Below are 21,260 nucleotides of genomic sequence, written 5' to 3' on the forward strand. Positions count from 1 at the left end.
CTCAGGACAAGCTCAGTACAAGTTCGTAATTCGTAATTCGTAATTCTGACTCCACAACTTTCTTTTCTCCAGAATAAAAAATAGTTGGTCTGTGGTTGAATTACGAATTAGCAATTACGAACACTGGCAAAAAGCTCCTTGTGAATTTCCAATTTTGAATTTTTGACTATGACGACTGTATCTCCTTCTGTAGAAGTTGAACGCAAAACACCGTTTTTGAAGAGATTGGAGCGAGTTTCTTGGACTTGGGTAATCACCATTGTATACTTGACAGTTATGTTGCTGATCCCCATAACTGCAATGTTCCTGAAAGCAGCTACAGAACCTCCATCTAGGTTTTGGGCGATCGCAACCAGTGATATCGCACTAGCAACATACAACGTAACTTTTGTGACGGCAATATTTGCTGCCTTACTCAATGGCGTATTTGGAACTTTAATTGCTTGGGTTCTGGTTCGCTACGACTTTCCCTTCAAGCGCTTGATTGATGCCACAGTGGATTTACCCTTTGCACTACCAACTTCTGTAGCAGGTTTAACACTGGCAACTGTTTACAGCGATAACGGCTGGCTAGGTTCGCTACTAGCACCACTGGGAATTAAGATATCTTTTACCCGCACGGGAGTAGCGGTAGCAATGATATTTATCTCACTACCTTTTATTGTGAGAACTGTGCAACCCGTACTTCAGGAAATGGAACATGAAATTGAAGAAGCCGCCTGGTGTCTGGGTGCTTCTCAATGGCAGACCTTCTGGAAAGTGATTTTGCCACCTTTATTTCCCACGATTTTGACTGGTATTGCCTTGGGTTTCTCTCGTGCAGTTGGAGAGTATGGTTCAACTGTGATTATCTCCTCTAATACGCCCTTCCAAGATTTGATCGCACCTGTACTGATTTTCCAACGGCTAGAGCAGTACGACTATTCTGGTGCAACAGTAATTGGCATAGTTTTACTATCAATTTCGTTGGTACTGTTATTGGCAATTAATTTCTTACAAGCATGGGCAAGGCGATATGACAGTAGATAAGCCAAGTTTTCACTCATCTGCATCTGAGACACATACGGCCAAGCCGAAAGAGCAGAAGAGTTGGGTGCCAATAGTTTTAATTGGGATAGCGATCGCTTATTTAGCCCTAGTTCAATATATCCCGGCAATTAACGTTTTTGTCCAAGCTTTTAGTAAGGGTGTTGGGCCGTTTCTGTCCAATCTGACGCGACCAGCTTTTATCCATGCAGCTTGGCTAACACTGTTACTAGCTGTGATTTCTCTACCTTTAAATACGGTATTTGGTTTATGTGCAGCTTGGGCGATCGCTCGTCATAAATTTCCTGGACGCGCCGTAGTTTTGAGCATTATCGATCTGCCCTTTTCAATTTCGCCTGTAGTTGCAGGGTTAATGATTGTCCTACTTTACGGACGGAATGGGTGGTTTGGCCCTTGGCTTCAAGCCCATGATATCAAGATTATCTTTGCCTTTCCAGGTATGGTACTAGCTACAGCCTTCGTGAGTATGCCCTTTGTGGCGCGGGAAGTGATTCCTGTTTTAGAAGAGTTTGGTAAGGATCAAGAAGAAGCTGCAAGAACTCTAGGTGCAAAAGATTGGCAGATATTTCTGCGCGTCACTCTACCTAGTATCCGTTGGGGCTTACTCTATGGTTTAATTTTGACCAATGCCAGAGCAATGGGTGAATTCGGAGCGGTTTCAGTGGTATCTGGAAACATTGCTGACCAAACCCAGAGCCTACCACTGTTTGTAGAAGACGCTTACAAACAATACGAAACTGAAGCGGCTTTTTCTGCGGCTGTACTGTTAGCGTTGTTAGCAGTAGTAACCTTGGTGCTGAAGGAGATTCTAGAACGGAAAACCCGCATTAAAGATGTTGAATAGAAAAATCAAGCGATTATAGTTATCTTTTGAAATAGGATACAAGCAAATCATGGGACATGGTACGATCTACTTAGTACCTATCAGGAAATTACCGTTAGGGTTAAGAGTAGTTCTGTACCAATCCCGATTAGGGATTGAAACAACTCAGATATGGCTACTGACAATACACTTACCAATAAACGGATTCGACTCAGAATTCCTAAAGATTATCACCAGGAACCTGTCATTTCTCGCCTGGTGTCTGACTACGGACTGATTGTGAATATCACGGCAGCGATTTTGGGAGCCAATGCTGTCGGAGATGGTTGGTTTGACCTTGAACTACAAGGAACAGATGCACAAATTCAAAGCGGTTTAACTTATCTCCGCGATTTGGAATTGGAAGTCTGGGATGATACTAAAGCAACCGATTGGTAAGAGTTATAGTAACACAAACAGTTTATTTGTCTGGTTTTAAGAGTCTTGAAACCCAATACGCTTGGGTTAGTGCCAAAAACTTTGAAATGTGTAGGTTGGGTTGAGGAACGAAACCCAACATTTTCGGGGTTTTGTTGGGTTGCGCTTTGCTTAACCCAACCTACAATTTTCTTTAACTGAACTGTATTGTATTAAAACCCGCAGATCCCCGACTTTATAAAAGTTGTCGGGGATCTTATTTCTGATAAATGATTCAGAATTGCTGTAGTGATTTGTCTACAAAAGTGTATACCAAGTACCGTTATTATTTTGACGTAAAATACGGTATTTACTCTCAAGAAATTCTAGCATTCTGGGAAAATTTTTGTTGATAGTAGGCTGCTGAATATCATCAATAAAGATATAAGGAGGCTTAGATGAATCTAACTCTTCTAAAAGTTTTGTCCATTGCTCAGGCAGAAAATATTCAAGTGCCCAACCACGTAGTGATGTTGCCTGAGTCCGATTGGAGAAGTAGTAAATAGATGGATCGCCAGCTACATAAATCTTACCAGGAAGACTTCCTGGTTGGGAGATAAATTCAGCTTCTGAACGAAGAGATGGGTATTTTTCTCTAAAAACAGTCTGATATTTGAATCGTGTCTCTTCAGTTAAAGCAAAGTTATTATTAACCAGAACAACACTCTTTTTTATCAAAGTGTGCGATAAAGGGAAGAAAAACAAAAATATCAGCAAGATTGTCGTAAATGGGGAACTCAATTTTATTAAAGACTCCCATAAAACATCTAATCCTTTAGTAGCTAAAATACCTAAAGGTACAAACAATAGTAAATAATGATATTCCCAAAATGCGCCACGTTGTAGAGCAATCACACCCCAAGCAAAAATACACCAAATAACAAGTAGCAAAGTCAATATATTCTTAGACTTACGTAATGATACATCTACGGCAACAGTAGCAGCTAAAATTAGAGGGTAAAAATTATTTAAAAACCATTTTATTCCTGCAAAAAGCCCACTTGGGTTAAATTGGGAATTAGCAACAATCCGAGGTGGATATAAAAAAAATGTCTGATACAAAATTGGTAAACTATTAAACCAGGCAAAATAACTAACAATACATAAAATAGGAAATATAATCCCCATAAAAATGGGAATAAAGATTTCTATAAATACTTTTGGAATTGGCTGCCGTTTGATCAGCAAAGAATATATCAAAGTAGTTAGCCAAAAAGAAAGTAATATTAGTAAAAGTATTAATTTAAATGTGATGATAATTCCACCAAGAAAGCCTGATAGTAAAAGTATAAAAAATGCTTTTCTACCTTCATATTTAAAAGATTGAGAAGTTAACCAAACACAAGTAAATAAAGGCAAACTAACCAGTGCCTCTACTTGAGTAAGATGCCAAGGCTGTGAAACAATATAGTAAACGCCAACCGTTAACAAAGGTACTAAACTTGCGATTATCGGATGCTGAAAATAGCTTTTTAGACTCAGCAACAATATTATAGACAGAAACACCATGTAAATAAGTTCAAAGAGATGGATGCCAATCTCATTAAAACCAAATAAAATTCCTCCCAAAAAGTAAAAGCAAAAAATCCCCGGTTGCTTGACATCCCAAAAATCACGATAGAGTAACTTTCCTTGTTGCATCTCCAAAGCACCAAGCCGAAAAAATGCTTGATCTCCATCAAATGGAAAAGGCAAATGTATAAGACCAATAATCACAATCCCAATTAAAACTAAAAAGTCAAATTTATTTAATTTAGTAATATTAATCATCAACTTTTATCATGAAAGTTTAAGCGACTATTCTACAGTCATTAATATCCTAACAAGGTAAAGATCAAGGCAATTTTAGGATATGAACTTAAAGTTTAAAGTTTCTGCGATCGCGTCAACACTGACTTTTCATTTTATTAAAAATTAGCTGAAGTATCAAAAATATTTAAGTAAGTAGGCAGGAATAAATTAAAGTATATTAAATAATGTAAAAAACATAATTTTTTTATACTTTGAAGGCTCTAGTCCCCAAAATAGGGCTAGAGCCGCTTAATCTAAACCTTTAATTATTAACACCGTTCTACTTCTCATAAGAGATAGCAGTTATTGCTGGAGGAAATAAGTATTAAGTATGAATAAAAACTTTCCTTCCAAGTAGAGCATCTAACATCGTCCACTGCCTAAGTCTCAAGTTGCGCGTGGATTACTCAAACTGGACTATCTTTACAAAAAGTATTTATATCATATTTATGTAAAAATGTCAACCGTATTAACCTCAAGCTAGTCAAAATATAATGAGTTTGATTTACGTTATTTTACCCATTGTATTTTTTCCGTCTTTGTGGGAGTCTCCTTTACATAACAATTAAATGCATAAAGTCGATAAAGTTACAGTAGTTTAATAAAAGCTAGAAATATGAAAATTTATATGAGGCTGATATTCAAGCAGGCACAGTTGAGTTGTGGGGGCACGGCATCAGCAAGATTCTCTGCCGAACCCAAAAATTGTGATAGCTATTGGGAATTAATCTGATGTCTCAGAGTAAATCTGTAGAACCCGCTTCAGTCCACAGTCGAATTCTCGTGCCTCAACAGTATAACAGGCAACCTGTAATTTCTCGACTGGTTTCTCGTTATGGTTTAACTGTCAATATCAAAGCTGCATCCCTGACATCCGACAGTGACAGTGATGGCTGGTTTGATTTGGAACTTTCAGGAAATCCTCAAAAACTGACAAATAGCCTATCTTACTTGCAAGGATTGGGAGTGAATTTACTGCAACTAGCGATCGCTAACCAAATTCAACCCAACCAGCACACTCTACCTTTCCCAAATTCAGCTATCAAACTGAGTCCCAAAGACTCTGCATGGCTGACAAATAAATGGCAAGAACAATTCCAGCAATGGATTTCTCAGGGTCAAACCAATCGATTACGCTTACAACTGTGCATTTTAAAATCTTATTACCAAGAACCAGTGATTTCCGAGTTAGTTTCTCGTTATGGGCTAACAGTCAATATTACTAGTGCGATACTTCAACCCAATACGCAAGATGACGGCTGGTTTGACTTGGATTTGTGGGGAAGAACAAAGCAACTCTACTCTAGCTTGAGTTATTTAGAAAAACTGGGACTACCGATTTGGCTAGATTTGTCTAGCGTTTATAGCGATGTCTACGACGGGCTACGCCTACGCTAATTAATAAAATCATCACTATCCAATGGCAGCATTAAATAACCAAAAAACCAATTCCCAAAACAGATTATCACTGGTTTCTTCCGTTTCTGAAAAAAGCCAAGTTACTCAGATTCGTCTGCGAATACATATTCCCAAATGCTATCTGCAAGCGCCCGTGATTTCGCAGTTAATTTCTACTTACGGCTTGGTAGTTAATATTACCAAGGCTATGCTACAACCAAATACAGAAGGATGCTTTGACATTGAACTGCGGGGAACAGTGCCACAAATTTCTCGCGGTTTAGCTTACCTAGAATCCTTGAATCTTAGAATTGTGGGCAAGCCGAATGCCGACGGCGATAGCTGGTTTTACTGAAATAATTTAAATTTCGTAGTACCAAATTTCTTCTTCTTTGAGAACAATTCGATGTAAGGAGAGGCGATCGATCAAGCCCTCTTGCTCAAACTGCCCCAGAACACGAGTGATCGTAACACGAGTTGAACCGACCATTTCCGCCAGGTCTTCATGAGTCAGACGCATATCTATTAAACGTCCCTTCTCAACTTCCGAACCAAACTTTTTGGATAACCATGCCAATAGCTTGATAAGCATAGTATCCACTTTTTTATGGCTACGAATGATCATCAATTCTTGAGCCTGTTGGATATGGGCTAGTAGAGTTTCTGTGAGTTCAGTCCACTCCTCTAGAGGTAAAACTGTTGCCTCCACTTTAGTTAGGCATTCCATTTGATAAGGTTCTAATTTTGACAACCTTTTACCAACGACATCTCCAGGCCCCCACAATCCTAAAGCAACAGTTGTACCATCTTCCAGATAGCTAAAAGTTCTCACAAAACCCGTTTCAATCTTCCAAAGGTCGTTATGATGCTCTGGCAGAAATGACCTACGGGCAAAAAGTTGCTTAGTATTGTTACTGCTTGAACTAGATAAGCTTGTGTACAAAGACACCATATTATATAAAACTATTCTCCGATAAATTAACCGTAGTATTACATTTATATCAGGTTATAAGAACCTATGGGTATTTTAAAGAGGAGAGGAGGGGGCAGGGAGCAGGGAGCAGGGAGCAGGGGGATAAGGGAGATAAGGGAGACAAGGAGATAAATAAAACTCTTAACTCCTAACTCCTAACTCATTACTCATTACTCATTACTCATTACTCAGCACTCTCAATGCCCAATGCCCCATTCCCTCACTTAAATTCCTGCACCATCAAGAAAATCTTCAATCATCCCATCAGAATTTTTGCTCTTAGGGTTGTCAGTTAATTCGTCGCCAAGCTCAGTTGGGGACAAACTTGATTGTTCCAACTCCTCGAACTGTTTCTCTAGAGACTTGACGCGTTCAAATAAAGCACGGATGACTTCAGCTTCTACGTCGCGGACTTTATCATGATCCAGAATATTGGTAGATGAGTTGTTCTGACGAGTCACACGCCCTGGAATCCCAACTACTGTAGTGTTACTGGGAACATCTCGTAGCACCACTGAACCGGCTCCGATACGGACGCGATCGCCAATTTGAATGTTTCCCAATACCTTCGCACCTGCTCCCACAACCACATGAGAACCTAAAGTTGGATGGCGTTTGCCACTTTCTTTCCCAGTCCCGCCAAGGGTGACACCTTGATAAATCAGGGCATAATCCCCCACGATCGCAGTCTCGCCAATCACAACTCCCATACCGTGGTCAATAAACACTCCCTGGCCAATTAATGCCCCAGGATGGATTTCAATTCCGGTTAAAAACCTACTAAGATGAGAGATGAATCTTGGTATGAAAGGAATTCCAATTTTATACAGCCAGTGCGCCAATCGATGAAACACTAGAGCTTGGAGTCCAGGGTAACAAAACAATACTTCTAGCCAGTTACGGGCTGCTGGGTCACGCTCAAAAATGGTTTGCAAATCAGTTAGTAGCATACTCTGTTGAGATTTTTATTGATGGGTGAGGCTCTGAAAACAGAAACTCAGGATGACTCCCAGAAAAAGGTCGAGTCCTTATATTGGGAATTGTGTAATATCTAAATCTACGGTAAGTCGATAGATTATAGTGTTTTTGTGGGTAATAAGTGGGATGCTATCACATTCCACAGTTGAAAAAAATTAATTTCGCATAAACTGCGATAAGTCCCTCAATTCACCGTAGTATATTGAGTACAGTCTTGAATAGCCAAAACTACGCTCTCTTGGATCTGTCTTCCAAAGTGGAATACGCGCTGCTGGCACTCTTAGAACTAGCAAGCCACCACGGACAAAAACTTCCTTTAACCATGAGCGAGATCGTTGCCAAGCAACCCATACCTGAGCGCTATCTGGAACAAATTTTGACTAACCTCCGGCGTGCTGGTGTGGTGCAGAGTCAACGCGGCTCTAAAGGAGGTTTCGTTTTAGTTCGGGAACCTTGGCAGATTACAATACTTGAAATTGTCACTTTGGTTGAAGGCGAGCGGAAAGAGAAAGATACCTCTAACTCTCCGACTCTAGAAAAGACTCTGGTTTATGAAGTTTGGGAGCAAGCTAACGCTGCCTCAATAGAAGTTTTGGGTCGTTATACACTCCAAGACTTGTGCGAGGAAAGAGAAACTCGCGCCCAGCAGAGTCCAATGTATTATATTTAGACACGACGGAGTACCCCCATGCGGATAGCGAAAGATATCACAGAGTTAATCGGCCGAACTCCTCTAGTTCAATTAAACAAGATTCCCCAAGCGTCAGGAGCGGTTGCTCGGATTGTGGTGAAGCTAGAAAGCATGAATCCAGCATCTTCTGTGAAAGACCGGATTGGCGCGAGTATGGTAGAAGTGGCGGAAGAAGCAGGCTTGATTCACCCCGGAAAAACTGTTTTAGTAGAGCCGACTTCTGGAAATACAGGAATTGCGCTAGCGATGGTGGCAGCTGCCAAGGGCTACCATCTCATTCTAACGATGCCTGACACAATGAGCCACGAAAGAAGATCCATGCTCAAAGCTTATGGCGCTCAACTAGAGTTAACGCCAGGGGTAGAAGGTATGCGAGGAGCGATCGCTCATGCAGAACAGCTTGTAGCTAAAACGCCCAATGCTTATATGTTGCAGCAGTTCCGTAACCCTGCTAACCCGAAAGTTCACGCCGAAACCACAGCCGAAGAAATTTGGAATGATACCGATGGAGAGGTAGATATTCTCGTGGCGGGAGTGGGTACTGGTGGCACAATTACGGGAGTTTCAGAAGTTATTAAAAAACGGAAGCCGAGTTTTCAAGCGATCGCAGTTGAACCCAGCAACAGTCCGGTATTAGCAGGCGGTAAATCAGGGCCTCACAAAATTCAGGGTATTGGCGCGGGATTTGTCCCAGCAATTTACCGTTCAGAACTGGTAGATGAAGTGATTCAGGTAGCAGATGAGCAAGCGATCGCTTACAGCCGTCGCCTTGCAAAAGAAGAAGGATTACTATCGGGAATTTCGACTGGCGCTGCTTTATATGCGGCTATTCAAGTGGCACAACGGCCAGAAAATGCAGGTCGCCTCATCGTCATGGTACAGCCTAGCTTCGGCGAACGTTACCTCAGCACCTCACTATTCAAAGATCCAGAGGAGAATGAGTGGTTGAGTAAAGTTTGATTTCTGATAGTAAGTAAGCATTCTCAGGATAAGACTCTTAATGAGGCAACTTAGAATCGTGAATTAAACTAAGTTCCAGGATTAGGTAGGGGCGGGTTTCCTCGATCCGATCGTGAACTGTTAATTAGATCGTCAAATCCGCCCTTCATTGTTTTTCACCAAAATTATCAAACAGATACTACTAGCAGCTAGCTTTATTGGACTTAAAGCTTCACTTTTTAATACAATAAAAATGCCTAATCCGATCAGAATAAAAGGCACAAGATTATTAATATATTGAGTCAATACATCAGCTATAACTCTGTTGTTAATTAATTTGTATGCAACGTAGCACCAAACTCCTAACAAGAGAAAAAATAATCCGATAATTACCAAAAAACTCTCTAAGTTGCAGCTAGCAAATAAAGGCACATAGACACTAATATTATCGCTACCATTAGCAATGGTAACGGCTGCTACACTATAAGCTTGGGGAGAAAAAAAACTAGTAATTGTTGATGCTTCAGCTTCTTCTGTTGCAGCTAGAACTTCTTTTGATGAATCTTCTTCCTGATTCACTAAGCTACTGATACCTATAGACATTGGTAGTAAACCAAGTAATCCAATCCAGTTTTTTGATAAAACTAATCCTCCGAATAAACCCGAAAGGCTAAGGATTAACAGAATTGTAAAACCGAGAAACTGGCCAGCAACTATATGCCGGGGGCGAAAGTTAGCATTTATTTGAGAAAAAAATAATAATAGAATGACAATATCATCAATATTAGTGGCAATGAATGCAATTGCCCCTGTAGTAATTGCAGTAACTAACTCATTCATATTTTAAGATGAAGAATAATTGAGGAGTCAGTAATAATTACTGTGTCATTTTAAATCTAAGTTGTACCAAAAGGTTAAAATAATTCGTAATTGATAATGACGCGCGAGTATTTCGTCAATAATTACGAATTACGTTAGCACAGCGTTAGCGAGAAACGAGTGTAATTACGAATTACGAATTACGAATTACGAATTACGAATTAGTGAATTTGGTATGGTGGTAAATCGTAGATTCTAAAAATCCAGCATGAGTAAGCTAGGGACAGCCTTCAGTGAAGGGATAATTGCCTTCATCGCCACTAACATAGATGACATCATTATCTTGTTAATATTTTTTTCTCAAATAAATGCTAATTTTCGGCGGCGGCATATCTTACTCGGTCAATATTTGGGTTTTACAGCCATTATCATCGCTAGCTTACCAGGATTTTTTGGTGGATTGGTTGTACAGCGAGAATGGATAGGATTGTTAGGACTACTACCAATAGCAATTGGTATTCAACAATTGATATCTAGAAAAGAAGAAACTATAACAGTTCAGACAGTCAGTAGTGATTTTAGAGAGCCTACACCTACCAACCCAGCATTGTCTTTTATTTTGAGTATTTTGCACCCCCAAACTTATAAAGTGGCAGCAGTAACGATCGCTAATGGTGGCGACAATATTAGTATATATATCCCTTTGTTCGCTGGTCATAACCTTGCCAGTTTGGGAGTAATTTTAGGTATATTTTTTATCATGGTAGGAGTTTGGTGTGCGATCGCTTATTTTTTAAGTCGTCAACCTACCATTGCTAATATTTTAAGTCGCTACGGTAAAGCTGCCGTACCTTTTGTGTTAATTGGCTTGGGTCTGTTCATTATGTATGAACGAGGTACATTCACTCTACTACCTTGGGTGAGAGGTTAATTAATGTTGGGTGTTGGATGCTGGATTTGAGATTGAACAATGAAAACCCCAATCTGAAATCTAAAGTTCGCTACGCAATAATCAGATTTTGAGTCACATCTGGTGTAAGTCCTGAAGCTTTTAAACCCAACAAATGTCTCCGCTTTTTTCAAAACGGGGTGAATGGAGGTTTGATTGCTAATGTAAAGTAAACTTGACATAAAGACAAGTTAGGTTTACGATAAAATTCAAGCAAGGCAAAAACTATGCAAATACACTGGTTTTTTCAGCCAAGCAATGCAAAATCGTTTACGTTTTCTGAGAACTCAACGCAATTGGTCACAGGCAGAATTAGCAAAAATTTTGGGCGTGAGTCGTCAAACCATCAACGCTATTGAAGTTGGTAAATACGACCCTAGTTTATCCTTAGCGTTCAAAATTGCTCAAATATTCCACTGTCCACTGCCATTTATCTTCTTAACAGAGGAAAGGTCTATGTTTGAAAGATTTACTGCCAAAGCATACCGAGCGATCGTGCTGGCACAAGGCGAAGGTGAGCGCTTAGGACATCAATTTGTAGGTACTGAACAGATTTTGATTGGATTAATTGCAGAAGGTAATGGTCTTGCTGCTAAGGTTCTCAAGTCTTTTGATATCAACCTTGAAGCTGCTCAAACTGAAGTAGAAAAAATTATTGGTCGCGGTACTGGAATTCAAGGTGTGGAGTATCCCTTTACTCCTAAAGGAAAGCAAGTTTTGGACTTTGCTATAGAAGAATCTCTAAGATTAGGTCACACATTCATTGGTACAGAGCATCTTCTACTAGGTGTGCTAGGGGTAACAGATGGAGTAGCAGTCAGAGTGCTGGAAAAGCTAGACGTAAATCTTCAGAATCTTTGGCAAGAAGTGCTAAGAGAAATCACATCTCTGAACATCCCATCGGCAACTATTATTCCTAGTAGAAACTTTAGCAATGAAGATGAATTGAGCGATTCCCCACCTGATTTTACCTCTGGTGAAATTAACGCTCGATTTTGTGCGTTTTTATTTTCCTGGGTAGAGCCTCGTAAGCTAGGGCATATTATTAGCTCTAAAGGTGGATTTCAGTTACCCAATGGAGAGATAGTTGCGCCGCGGATCTCGTTCTTTTCACGGGAACGCTTGAAGCGGGTGCCGCGAACTTATCCTGAATTGGTGCCTGATTTAGTAGTGGAAATTAAATCTGCCTTTGACCGACTGGCATCTGTGCAACAAACGATCCAAAGATTCTTAGACTTGGGAGTGAGAATAGCGCTATTGATTGACCCAGATGCTCAGACCGTGAGTGTTTATCGTCCTAGCAGTAAAGTGACGGTGTTAGGGAATAGTGAAAAGCTCACTGTCTCAGAGTTGTTCCCTGAGTGGGAACTCTTAGTATCCGAACTTTGGCCTCCCATCTTTGATTGAGACAGTTTAATATTACCGAGTCCTGTCAAACTTGATGAACTAATTTCCAACTTACCATCATTAAAATGGCGTAAATAATAAATCGTAACGGGCGTTGCGGAGCTATTTGGCAGATTTTAGCACCTAATAACACCCCAGGCACAGAGCCTAACCATATAGGCAGTACCAAACTCCAATCAACTGTTCCCAGGCTGAGATGACCAAGGGCTGTAAACAGCAGTAAAATTGCTGCGTGTGAAATATCTGTACCCACTAACTTTCGGGCATCAAGACGGAAAAACCCAATCAGCACTAAGGCAAACATTGAACCTGAAGAGACGCTAGTTAGACCTACCAGACAGCCTAAAATTGCTCCTAAAGTAACTGTCATAAATCGACCAAAGTTAGTTTCTAAGTCTAACTTTGGCAGTTCGGGTAAATTAAATTTAGGGAAAAAAGTCAATAACAACAATTGCACTAGTGCTAACAATGTGACTAGCAAAATCATCCCGCCAAGCAAACGGAGCAAGATATTATCCAGGCTATACTCACCTGTATGTTTAATGAAGTGCAAAATCCCTACTCCGAACAATGAGCCTGGAACACTTCCAAAGGTCAGCCATTTGACAACTTCTGTGTCGAGGGTTTTCTGTTCCCAATGCTTGACGCTACCAACAATTTTCATTAAGGTGGCGGCCACAACATCAGAACTCACAGCGATAGAAGGCGGAACCTGAAAAATAAAAATCAACATTGGGGTGATGAGAGACGCTCCACCAATACCCGTCAAACCAACGATGATACCAACAAAAAAGCTTAAGAACGGTAGTAATAAATAGTGCATACTCTTCAGGGGTTTCAACAATTAGTTATCAGTTATCAAAGTCCTGTTGAATCTCCCACTTCTATAAGTGAGCAGCGTCGGTAAGGGTTGATTAGATCCCCAAACGAAGCCTTGATAACTGTTCACTGACTTAATTACGAGCAGTTAGAGAGCAGCAACTCAGCCAAACTATAGCCCAGTGGTAGACAGAGCTAGTTATGACAAGTTATTGTGTTTCTCAATGATTCCTGGACAACTTAAAACCTGTCTGGAAGTTTTTGTAAGCATGACAACTGGCATTTAGCTCAAACAGACTTTGATAACTGCTTATTGGTCAGTCGCTCTGCCAAACTCAACTTCTAACTAGGTTTTTCTATAGTTTTACATATAAAACCACGTAAGGCGATGCACTTACCGTATTTTACTCGGAAGTATGATTAAACGTCCAGCGTATTCGCGTTGTATATTGCTCAATTATCTGGATAATACACCGCAGTCAGTCAAACTCCCTACGGACTGGTTGCTCAAAAATTTACCTACAAGTTATACCGATTCAAAAAATGTTTGTGACAGATACCCCACCCGCCTGACGGCACCCTCCCCGTATGTATTGGGGAGGGTTGGGGAGGGGTCTTGTCTATGTGTCGCATTCTTTTTTCAAATTGGTATTAGTAAGCATAGGGATAATATCAAACTTTGTAGAGACGCGATATATCGCATTTATGCTGCAATTAGGCAACATCCTGAAAGTGATTACGATACTCAAGGTCAATTTCGATTCCCTAGTTTAATGACTCATGGAAAACTTTGTTTTTTGCAATCCAGTCAAAATCCTGTTTGGCAAAGGTCAAATCGCCAACATTGCTGCTGAAATTCCCGATCGTGCCAAAATCCTAATTAATTATGGTGGAGTAGCATCAAAACTAACGGCGTCTATAACCAGGTGAAGTCTGCATTGGCAAACATTTCCTCCAGCAAGAACTGCCTGGTTGTTGAGGGACTTGCCCTCTTGGTAGTCGTTGGCGTGGTAACAGAGCGTAGTCGTACCACTTCCCTACGGGACGCTACGCGAACGTGGAAGCAAGCTAGCAAGAGCGTCTCCAAGAGTTGTGCAGCCTTTCCAAGAGTTGGGAGTCGAAACACTGCCTCCTGCCTTATTTTCAAGGCAGGTCTAATGCCTAGTTCTTTACTCAGTGTTGAAAAAATCTTGACTTACAAGCAACTATCATGATAATTTAAATCAAACCATTCGGTCGGTAAGATTTTATTTACAGCAATTTTCAATTCAATAAACTCCTCACTCCCTACTATCAAAATCGCTGTAATGTCCAAAGGCGAAGAAACAAAAACTAGAATTCTTGAGCAAGCAGCCGAACTGTTTAATCAACAGGGGTATGCAGGTTCATCAATGTCAGACATTATGCGTGTAACTGGATTGCAGAAAGGAGGAATTTACAATCACTTCCAAAGCAAAGACGAGCTCGCACTACAGGCTTTTGATTTTGCGATCGCTCGCATTAAGCAGCATACTAGATTTGCATTACGAAGCAAACACCACGCAGTAGAACGTCTGCAAGCAATCATTGCGGTGTTTAGTAGCTTCGCAGAAAATCCACCAATCAAGGGCGGGTGTCCACTGCTGAATACTGCTGTGGAAAGTGATGATGCTCATCCGGCGTTGCGACAACGTGCTCAACAAGCGATGAACTCTTGGCTACATCTAATTTGTCGAATTATTGAAAAAGGAATTAAAAAGGGTGAAATTCGCCCGGAAGTGAGTGCTGATGAAATCGCTACCATCATAATCGCAACACTGGAAGGAGGCATAATGATCAGCAAGCTTTATGGAGATTCAATTCATATCCATAGGGTAATTAATCACTTGAATCAATACTTAAAAACTTCTCTTTAATTGAACAGACCAAGCAGTATTAAAAAATATCAAGAGAAATAATGCTAGTAAATAACAACTTACACAGACCATTAGAAGTAGTATTAGCAATTCCTGTCAAAACATACGACATTGATTTTATGGGAATTGTGAGTAATATCGTGTATATCAGATGGCTAGAGGATTTACGTCTAAAGTTTTTAGATGAACATTGGCAGCTCAATCAACAAATTGAGCTAGGATATACACCAATTCTAGCTGGGACTGAAATTGAATATAAACGTCCAATAAAGATTATCGATCGAGTGATTGGACGTTTATGGCTAAGTGGTTTAGGACGCTTAAAGTGGACTGTGCAAGCTGAAATTTTATCTAACAATGAGTTAGCAGCAGTGGCTAGTCAGAAGGGTGGTTTTGTCAGTTTGCAAAATAATCGTCTTATTCCCATTCCAGAGGAATTACATAAAAAATATTTACAGTATCAACAAGAGATTCAGAAAATTTAATAATTAGGAATACTTCTATATTTTTTTAATTTTTTACAAACTGTTCGGTTTGTTTGTAAACATAATCTAGACTATAACACCGATTCTTGATGAATATGCGAAAGAACCCCAATGCCTATATGGCATCTCCCCTTCCTAAGAGCAGATGGGGAGGTGTCCTCTCATTCCCACTCTTGCAAAAGTCGGGAAAAGGTATGGAATTTTCCCGACTTTTGCCAATCTCGTAAATATACGGGAACTTCTTGTTCTAAGTTTTGGTCACTTTATGTCACTTTAAACAGCAAGACGGTTCTGACTCCAATCGATTAGGCTTAGTCCAACTCAGGCATTGCAGCCTTATATGTTGTCCAATTTAACTGACCTTAAATCTTCGGTAAACCATTGTACCCATCCAAAGGTATGTACAAATGCTGTTATCCGTTGTCAGCTTTTCCTGAATTGTCTTTATATATACAAGAATTACATTTTGTTAGTCAGATTAACGCAGACTTCAAGCACTTTCAAATCGCTAAAATGGATGTTTGCTTATAGAACAATTTCGTCATATCCAACCAAATATTACCATAATTCTTTATATGTATGCTAAAAGTTTATGAAAGCTATATCAAACGACACTTCAAACACTTTTGCACCCAAAAACCTCTATACTAGACTAGACTTTGATAAATTTGAGAGTTTTGTTAATTGCAATACCAAAAACTATCAATTTTTAGATGAAATACTAGCGTATCTTATAGTCTATAGTTTTTAAAGTTTAGTCAAAACTATATCCAGTATCATCAAAAAACTGCAAACTTCATGTGGTGCAAAAATCAAGTGGGGAGTGAAAACATGAATTTACGTAGAGATGCATTGCAAATCCTCAAAGAAACTAGCCGAACTTTTTATATTCCAATTAGTCTTTTACCGCCAGGATTGCAAGAAGCAGTAGCATCAGCATATTTGTGTATGCGTGCCATTGATGAAATTGAAGATCATCCCGAACTAGATAACGCTACTAAAGCAAAGCTGTTAAGAACCATTAGCTTGACATTACAGGCAGGAGTTGATGGCTTTGCGGTAGATGCTTTCTTTGCAGGATTTAGTGGGTATGAGAATTCATTAGAAGAAGTCACTTTGAGGATTAGAGAATGGTCACTGCTAGCACCAGACACCATTGCACCTCGAATTTGGGATGCCACTGCTGCAATGGCTGACCGGATGGCTTATTGGTCAGAAAAAAACTGGAAAATTTATACAGAATCTGATTTAGATCGTTATACCTTTGGAGTTGCAGGTGCAGTGGGACTATTACTTTCTGACTTGTGGACTTGGTACGATGGAACACAAACAAACCGTACCCAGGCGATTGGTTTTGGGCGGGGTTTACAAGCAGTCAATATCTTGCGTAACCACACTGAAGATTTGAAGCGTGGGGTAGAATTCTTCCCAGAAGGTTGGAGTGCAGAAAATATGCAAGAGTATGCCCGACGCAATCTAGGTTTGGCCGAAGCTTATATCAAAGACCTTCCTACCGGGCCAGCCTTAGATTTTTGTCAAATCCCCTTCACCCTGGCAAACGGCACTCTTGACGCCCTTGCTAATGGTAAAGAGAAACTCAGCCGCAGTGATGTTTTTGCACTTATCGAACAACTGACTAGTGTGAATATGAAAGCTAGCTAATAATCTCTTAATGACTAATGGAGATAATTCTAAATTGCCTCCAAATTTGGGCATCCAAAATTCTACAGCGAATTTCTGTAGAGTAGCCAGTGCGGTCTTCTCCCTTTGGGAGGAAGGGGAGACGCTAAAAGCGATAGCGTCGGCGGCAAGCGAGTCGGCGAGCGTCTGGGGTTTCCCCAAATTAGTAACTGGCGTTGGGCACTGCCCTCCAATACCTTTTAATACCAGTTCTCCCATACAAAAAACCAGATTAAAGCTGATTTTCTGAATGGAATAACAGCACGATGCACGCCACAAGCCTTGAGAAAGCGTGATTAGGAATTAGGAATTGGTAGAAAGTAGCATACACAGTCTTTACCAATGTAAGTATAATAAATAATCTTGTTTAGCGATCGCTTTAGGTAATCTCAGTTAAACTTTAGGAACTCTTCAAAGGATTTCCAGCAAAAATTACCTGGCAAGAGTTGATTAATGTCTAAATAATTGGAAGAGAGTATAACACTCCCCGTGATTATTCGTGCAGCGAGTTGAGAGTGCATGAGCTACTGCTTAAATCCTACCTGTTCCAATCCAGAAAATTTGGTATATAGCCAAAGGTGTCAGTCTTGTGGCTCGCAACTACTGTTGCGCGATCGCTATCAGGCGATCCAACCATTAGGCCAGGGTGGCTTTGGAGCGACCTTCCTAGCTAACGATCGAGGCTTACCAGGAGAACCGAGTTGCGTAATCAAACAATTACGTCCATCAGGAAGCGCTCCATACGTTTTACAGATGGCCAGAGAACTCTTTGAACGAGAAGCTAAAACTTTAGGTAAGATTGGCAATCATCCCCAAGTACCAAGATTGTTAGACTATTTTGAAGATCGCGAGCAATTCTACTTAGTTCAAGAATATATCAGTGGTGACACCTTGCAAGAGGAGGTCAAACTTAACGGCATCTTGAGCGAAACTGGAGTTAAGCAATTTTTGAGCGAGATTTTGCCACTGTTGCAATACATCCACGAGCAAAAGGTGATTCACCGTGATATCAAGCCAGCCAACTTAATCCGCCGCACTCAAGATGCCAGAATGGTACTGATCGATTTTGGTGCCGTCAAAAACCAAATTAGCCAAAGTGCGGCAGGCCCATCAGGACAGACAGCATTAACTGCATATGCTATTGGTACTCCTGGTTTTGCACCTCCAGAGCAAATGGCTATGCGTCCAGTCTACGCCAGTGATATTTATGCACTAGGTGTGACATGCATTTATTTACTGACTAGCAAAACTCCTAAAGATTTAGATTACAATCCCAACACTGGCGAGATGATGTGGGAGCAGCTTGTGCAAGTGAGCGATCACTTAGGCAATGTGTTGCGAAAAATGTTAGAAGTGTCTGTACGTAATCGCTATCAGTCTGCGGCAGAAGTTCTCAGAGCATTGGAAATAGAACCATACCTAGATAGTTTAGCAAAGGGTTTGCTGACTAAATCTGATAATCGATCTAAAGAGCGAACACATAACCACCTGGAAAATTCTGCTGTTTTATGTAACAACCCTGCTGGTACCAACACTGGAGTGGCACAGGTAGCGGCAGCGATTCGTGCTAGACGAGCCAAGGCAGCGGAAGCTGCGGGATTACACCAGGGTTCTGGGATGGCCAAATCAACGACTTTCAGTAGCAACAGCAATGGTTCACAAAGTCAAAATTCTAAAGTTGGGCGGAAGTTAGATACCCAAGGTTTATTAACAGCTTATCTGAAGGGAAGACGAGATTTTGCTTTACACAATTTAAATTTGCTAAATCTGCAAGGTGCTGATTTATCTCAAACAAATTTCCATTCTGCTCAATTGCAAAAAACCAATCTTCAGGGAGCTAATCTTCACAATAGTGACTTTGGCAGAGCCAGTCTGACTCGAGCAAATCTTAAGGATGCTAATTTGAGCAAAGCATACTTTAACCATGCTGATTTAGAAGGAGCAGACCTGCGAGGCGCAGACCTTAGCAATGCTTATCTCAGCAATGCGAACCTCCGAGGAGCTAATCTGTGTGGTGCTAATCTCACCAGTGCCAAAATTTCTGATGAGCAGCTAGCACTAGCAAAAACAAATTGGATGACCGTGCGTCCCAATGGCAAACGAGGCCTGTTGTGATTTGAAAGTGTGAACTACCCCAATCTTTAGACGAATGGAGTTTCCTGATTCCTCGGGAATAGTCTGTTTTGCCGCCGTAGTTCTATGCGAATATTCTCCGATATTAGGTTCTAGATTATCTTGAAGGATGAATCCTTTTTATTGAAATCAATTATTTTCGATTAGCAGAATAGCCTCAACCTCCCTGCTTTTTAGTTCTCCATTTTTATTAACAATTTTCAAACACTTGTTCGATCGAAATTACAATGCTGAACTTTTCTTATATATGGGAAAATTAGCCCTGATTCTTTTCGGTAAAACTTAGATTTATTTAAAATTGACCAAATATGTATAATGTTTCAGTTAAGCCATAGCCATCACTCTCACGAATATTAAGAAATATCCGACTATCTAGCAAAAATACGTAGATGGTTGTCAATTCTTCATGAAATCTTTATGATTTTTATCTGTTACAAATAACAAATGATTATTTACAATAAACCATAAAGCATCATAAGAATTTTCTAAAGGTATTTACATGCTTTTGATGGCTATAAATAACAGAGAATCTCACACCTAAAATTTGTAAAATAGCATGTTTCTAAACCACTAAATTTTTCAGATGGCAGCAAAAAGCAAAAAATCAATTATTCCTGATTGTCGGCTGGAAATGTATATTACACGCGAAATCAGGTAGTATAAGGTTCACGTATAATGACTGACTTTGCACAAACGGAAATAGAACGGCGATTAACTTTATATCAAGTATTCCTCAAGTTGTACGAACACCACAGCAGCCTTCTAGATGAAATTCTTCAGCTAGAAAACCTATCTCAACCGTCGTTGAGGAGAGTCAAGACGACAGGTTACGTACATGGTGTAGTGGATAGTGTTGCTGTTTATCTGATGACTAACTTGGGCGATAATGAGACTCAGAGTTTACGACAGCCACAACAAATCTGGACGATAGGTCGTAATCGCACTAGTGGTATTTGCATTGCTGACAATCATCTGTCTCGTCGCCACGCTGCTATTCAGCATATTGACCAGCAAGGCTTCTACTTAATTGATTTCAACAGTACCAATGGCTCCTTTGTGAACGGTAATCGCGCTGTTAGGCCGATTAAGCTCAAAGACGGCGATCGCATCCGTCTAGGAAATATGACTTTTGATTTTTTTGTGACTTCTACCTACCGCGTTCTGCCAACTGTTGCAATAGATTTATTGATGCAGCTTGTGCATCGAAGGAATAATCATACAGTAGATATACTTAGTTATTCCCAGAATAGACAAAAACCTTTAATTGAAAAACCAGATTCTAATTTAGAGGCTTTCAGAAATTTCGGAATAGTTGAGAAGCTGGAAAATTTTTATGACAACTTCAGTTCAGAACAGAAATCAGAAATTTTAGACCGCCTGTTTACCAGACAATTACCGTCTAATCCCAACCAGCTAAAAAATTGGAACTTCTAGCAGTTTTCAATTGCTTCAGGGGTACTGTTAACGGTAGCCTGATATTTAGTCTGTTAGTAGGTGCTGAGAAGGTAAGGTTTGCTGAGGCAGACAAATAGTGAAAGTTAAAAGGGAACTCGTCAGACAATTTTGGATTTTAGATACTTCGACTTCGCCCTTCGACTACGCTCAGGACAAGCTCAGTACAAGTTTTGGATTTTGGATTGACTCTATAGATAAATCTAGGGGCTTGTACCATCAAGAAATATCGGTCAAAATATATAAAAAAAATTAAGAATGTGATTAAATATCATAGCAATCATTTTGGAGTGGCGTCTCTAGCTCACAATAAAAAGAAAGCGATTCAGGGATTGAGTGAGTAAGTTATGCTCTATCCTGGCAACAGGAGGAGACTCAAGGTCTACCAGCAGTAGCAACAAGACTAGTGATAGTGATTTACTCTGGTTGTATGGCTCACTGCTACGCGTCTGGGGTAAAAAAACCCCCAGTGGGTGTTAACCTACTAGGGGAGTTAGTTATCAGGGTGCATCTACCAATTAAGTG

Annotated in this window: 19 protein-coding genes and 1 pseudogene; 15 read left to right on the forward strand and 5 right to left on the reverse strand. The window is 40.2% G+C overall.

Translation table 11 applies throughout. From position 1 onward, the window contains the following. Positions 1 to 168: 168 nt before the first annotated feature. From cysT to ACR5KR_RS02515, 3 genes are all read left to right on the forward strand, one after another. Entirely contained in the window at positions 169 to 1,029 is an 861-nt protein-coding gene (gene cysT / locus ACR5KR_RS02505) for a sulfate ABC transporter permease subunit CysT (protein ID WP_448265326.1), read from the forward strand. Then, the gene (gene cysW, locus ACR5KR_RS02510; protein ID WP_322670851.1) at positions 1,016 to 1,891 is read left to right on the forward strand and encodes a sulfate ABC transporter permease subunit CysW; all 876 of its coding nucleotides are present in this window, start codon (positions 1,016 to 1,018) and stop codon (positions 1,889 to 1,891) included. The genes cysT and cysW overlap by 14 nt, the downstream gene beginning before the upstream one ends. 150 nt (positions 1,892 to 2,041) lie before the next feature. Next, positions 2,042 to 2,308, forward strand: coding sequence for an NIL domain-containing protein (locus tag ACR5KR_RS02515; protein WP_094351023.1), 267 nt, complete (start codon positions 2,042 to 2,044; stop codon positions 2,306 to 2,308). A gap of 276 nt (positions 2,309 to 2,584) precedes the next feature. Here the strand turns inward: ACR5KR_RS02515 and ACR5KR_RS02520 are convergent, their stop codons facing one another. Next, complete coding sequence (locus ACR5KR_RS02520; RefSeq protein ID WP_448265327.1) at positions 2,585 to 4,096, reverse strand: hypothetical protein; 1,512 nt, start codon at positions 4,094 to 4,096, stop codon at positions 2,585 to 2,587. Between the two features lie 753 nt (positions 4,097 to 4,849). Between ACR5KR_RS02520 and ACR5KR_RS02525 the strand changes: the two genes are divergently transcribed. Next, entirely contained in the window at positions 4,850 to 5,515 is a 666-nt protein-coding gene (locus ACR5KR_RS02525) for an NIL domain-containing protein (RefSeq protein ID WP_448265328.1), read from the forward strand. A 22-nt stretch (positions 5,516 to 5,537) separates the two neighbouring features. After that, positions 5,538 to 5,870 carry an NIL domain-containing protein gene (locus ACR5KR_RS02530; RefSeq protein ID WP_448265329.1) on the forward strand — a complete coding sequence of 111 codons (333 nt, stop codon included), beginning with the start codon at positions 5,538 to 5,540 and terminating at the stop codon, positions 5,868 to 5,870. Between the two features lie 6 nt (positions 5,871 to 5,876). Here the strand turns inward: ACR5KR_RS02530 and ACR5KR_RS02535 are convergent, their stop codons facing one another. Continuing rightward, positions 5,877 to 6,467 carry a Crp/Fnr family transcriptional regulator gene (locus tag ACR5KR_RS02535; RefSeq protein WP_448265330.1) on the reverse strand — a complete coding sequence of 197 codons (591 nt, stop codon included), beginning with the start codon at positions 6,465 to 6,467 and terminating at the stop codon, positions 5,877 to 5,879. 245 nt (positions 6,468 to 6,712) lie between these two features. Beyond that, positions 6,713 to 7,438, reverse strand: a complete 726-nt coding sequence (cysE, locus tag ACR5KR_RS02540; RefSeq protein ID WP_445627905.1) for a serine O-acetyltransferase — start codon at positions 7,436 to 7,438, stop codon at positions 6,713 to 6,715. Positions 7,439 to 7,653: 215 nt separating this feature from the next. Here cysE and ACR5KR_RS02545 point away from each other — a divergent pair, with 215 nt between their 5' ends. Then, entirely contained in the window at positions 7,654 to 8,136 is a 483-nt protein-coding gene (locus ACR5KR_RS02545) for an RrF2 family transcriptional regulator (protein WP_445632191.1), read from the forward strand. A gap of 18 nt (positions 8,137 to 8,154) precedes the next feature. Beyond that, the gene (cysK, locus tag ACR5KR_RS02550) at positions 8,155 to 9,117 is read left to right on the forward strand and encodes a cysteine synthase A (RefSeq protein WP_445627904.1); all 963 of its coding nucleotides are present in this window, start codon (positions 8,155 to 8,157) and stop codon (positions 9,115 to 9,117) included. A 132-nt stretch (positions 9,118 to 9,249) separates the two neighbouring features. Here cysK and ACR5KR_RS02555 read toward each other — a convergent pair whose 3' ends face one another. After that, positions 9,250 to 9,936 carry a cadmium resistance transporter gene (locus ACR5KR_RS02555; RefSeq protein WP_448265331.1) on the reverse strand — a complete coding sequence of 229 codons (687 nt, stop codon included), beginning with the start codon at positions 9,934 to 9,936 and terminating at the stop codon, positions 9,250 to 9,252. Positions 9,937 to 10,183: 247 nt separating this feature from the next. Here ACR5KR_RS02555 and ACR5KR_RS02560 point away from each other — a divergent pair, with 247 nt between their 5' ends. Both ACR5KR_RS02560 and ACR5KR_RS02565 read left to right on the forward strand, forming a co-directional pair. Further along, the gene (locus tag ACR5KR_RS02560; protein WP_448265332.1) at positions 10,184 to 10,846 is read left to right on the forward strand and encodes a cadmium resistance transporter; all 663 of its coding nucleotides are present in this window, start codon (positions 10,184 to 10,186) and stop codon (positions 10,844 to 10,846) included. Positions 10,847 to 11,122: 276 nt separating this feature from the next. Further along, the gene (locus tag ACR5KR_RS02565; protein WP_448265333.1) at positions 11,123 to 12,271 is read left to right on the forward strand and encodes a Clp protease N-terminal domain-containing protein; all 1,149 of its coding nucleotides are present in this window, start codon (positions 11,123 to 11,125) and stop codon (positions 12,269 to 12,271) included. A 25-nt stretch (positions 12,272 to 12,296) separates the two neighbouring features. On the opposite strand, the gene ACR5KR_RS02570 is transcribed toward ACR5KR_RS02565, so the two are convergent. After that, positions 12,297 to 13,094 (reverse strand): sulfite exporter TauE/SafE family protein, encoded by a 798-nt coding sequence (locus ACR5KR_RS02570; protein ID WP_448265334.1) that lies wholly within the window; start codon positions 13,092 to 13,094, stop codon positions 12,297 to 12,299. 776 nt (positions 13,095 to 13,870) lie between these two features. Between ACR5KR_RS02570 and ACR5KR_RS02575 the strand changes: the two are divergent. The 6 genes and pseudogenes from ACR5KR_RS02575 to ACR5KR_RS02600 all read left to right on the forward strand — a co-directional run. Beyond that, positions 13,871 to 14,034, forward strand: a pseudogene (locus tag ACR5KR_RS02575) (NADH-dependent alcohol dehydrogenase); the annotation flags it as partial. Between the two features lie 363 nt (positions 14,035 to 14,397). Beyond that, a complete protein-coding gene (locus tag ACR5KR_RS02580) occupies positions 14,398 to 14,985 on the forward strand; it encodes a TetR family transcriptional regulator C-terminal domain-containing protein (RefSeq protein ID WP_448265335.1) in 588 nt (195 codons plus the stop codon). 41 nt (positions 14,986 to 15,026) lie between these two features. Then, positions 15,027 to 15,470, forward strand: a complete 444-nt coding sequence (locus ACR5KR_RS02585) for an acyl-CoA thioesterase (protein WP_445627898.1) — start codon at positions 15,027 to 15,029, stop codon at positions 15,468 to 15,470. Between the two features lie 831 nt (positions 15,471 to 16,301). Then, on the forward strand, positions 16,302 to 17,132 hold the full coding sequence (locus ACR5KR_RS02590; RefSeq protein ID WP_445627897.1) for a squalene/phytoene synthase family protein: 831 nt from the start codon (positions 16,302 to 16,304) through the stop codon (positions 17,130 to 17,132). Positions 17,133 to 17,669: 537 nt separating this feature from the next. Continuing rightward, a complete protein-coding gene (locus tag ACR5KR_RS02595) occupies positions 17,670 to 19,265 on the forward strand; it encodes a protein kinase domain-containing protein (RefSeq protein WP_448265336.1) in 1,596 nt (531 codons plus the stop codon). Between the two features lie 693 nt (positions 19,266 to 19,958). Then, positions 19,959 to 20,717 (forward strand): FHA domain-containing protein, encoded by a 759-nt coding sequence (locus tag ACR5KR_RS02600; protein WP_448265337.1) that lies wholly within the window; start codon positions 19,959 to 19,961, stop codon positions 20,715 to 20,717. Positions 20,718 to 21,260: the final 543 nt, after the last annotated feature.

This window comes from Nostoc sp. DSM 114159 (assembly GCF_053470285.1).

Bases quoted from the DNA above. Each gene is read 5' to 3' on its own strand.
- cysT (WP_448265326.1), top strand. From the start codon at position 169: ATGACGACTGTATCTCCTTCTGTAGAAGTTGAACGCAAAACACCGTTT.
- cysW (WP_322670851.1), top strand. From the start codon at position 1,016: ATGACAGTAGATAAGCCAAGTTTTCACTCATCTGCATCTGAGACACAT.
- ACR5KR_RS02515 (WP_094351023.1), top strand. From the start codon at position 2,042: ATGGCTACTGACAATACACTTACCAATAAACGGATTCGACTCAGAATT.
- ACR5KR_RS02520 (WP_448265327.1), bottom strand. From the start codon at position 4,096: ATGATTAATATTACTAAATTAAATAAATTTGACTTTTTAGTTTTAATT.
- ACR5KR_RS02525 (WP_448265328.1), top strand. From the start codon at position 4,850: ATGTCTCAGAGTAAATCTGTAGAACCCGCTTCAGTCCACAGTCGAATT.
- ACR5KR_RS02530 (WP_448265329.1), top strand. From the start codon at position 5,538: ATGGCAGCATTAAATAACCAAAAAACCAATTCCCAAAACAGATTATCA.
- ACR5KR_RS02535 (WP_448265330.1), bottom strand. From the start codon at position 6,467: ATGGTGTCTTTGTACACAAGCTTATCTAGTTCAAGCAGTAACAATACT.
- cysE (WP_445627905.1), bottom strand. From the start codon at position 7,438: ATGCTACTAACTGATTTGCAAACCATTTTTGAGCGTGACCCAGCAGCC.
- cysK (WP_445627904.1), top strand. From the start codon at position 8,155: ATGCGGATAGCGAAAGATATCACAGAGTTAATCGGCCGAACTCCTCTA.
- ACR5KR_RS02555 (WP_448265331.1), bottom strand. From the start codon at position 9,936: ATGAATGAGTTAGTTACTGCAATTACTACAGGGGCAATTGCATTCATT.
- ACR5KR_RS02560 (WP_448265332.1), top strand. From the start codon at position 10,184: ATGAGTAAGCTAGGGACAGCCTTCAGTGAAGGGATAATTGCCTTCATC.
- ACR5KR_RS02565 (WP_448265333.1), top strand. From the start codon at position 11,123: ATGCAAAATCGTTTACGTTTTCTGAGAACTCAACGCAATTGGTCACAG.
- ACR5KR_RS02570 (WP_448265334.1), bottom strand. From the start codon at position 13,094: ATGCACTATTTATTACTACCGTTCTTAAGCTTTTTTGTTGGTATCATC.
- ACR5KR_RS02580 (WP_448265335.1), top strand. From the start codon at position 14,398: ATGTCCAAAGGCGAAGAAACAAAAACTAGAATTCTTGAGCAAGCAGCC.
- ACR5KR_RS02585 (WP_445627898.1), top strand. From the start codon at position 15,027: ATGCTAGTAAATAACAACTTACACAGACCATTAGAAGTAGTATTAGCA.
- ACR5KR_RS02590 (WP_445627897.1), top strand. From the start codon at position 16,302: ATGAATTTACGTAGAGATGCATTGCAAATCCTCAAAGAAACTAGCCGA.
- ACR5KR_RS02595 (WP_448265336.1), top strand. From the start codon at position 17,670: ATGAGCTACTGCTTAAATCCTACCTGTTCCAATCCAGAAAATTTGGTA.
- ACR5KR_RS02600 (WP_448265337.1), top strand. From the start codon at position 19,959: ATGACTGACTTTGCACAAACGGAAATAGAACGGCGATTAACTTTATAT.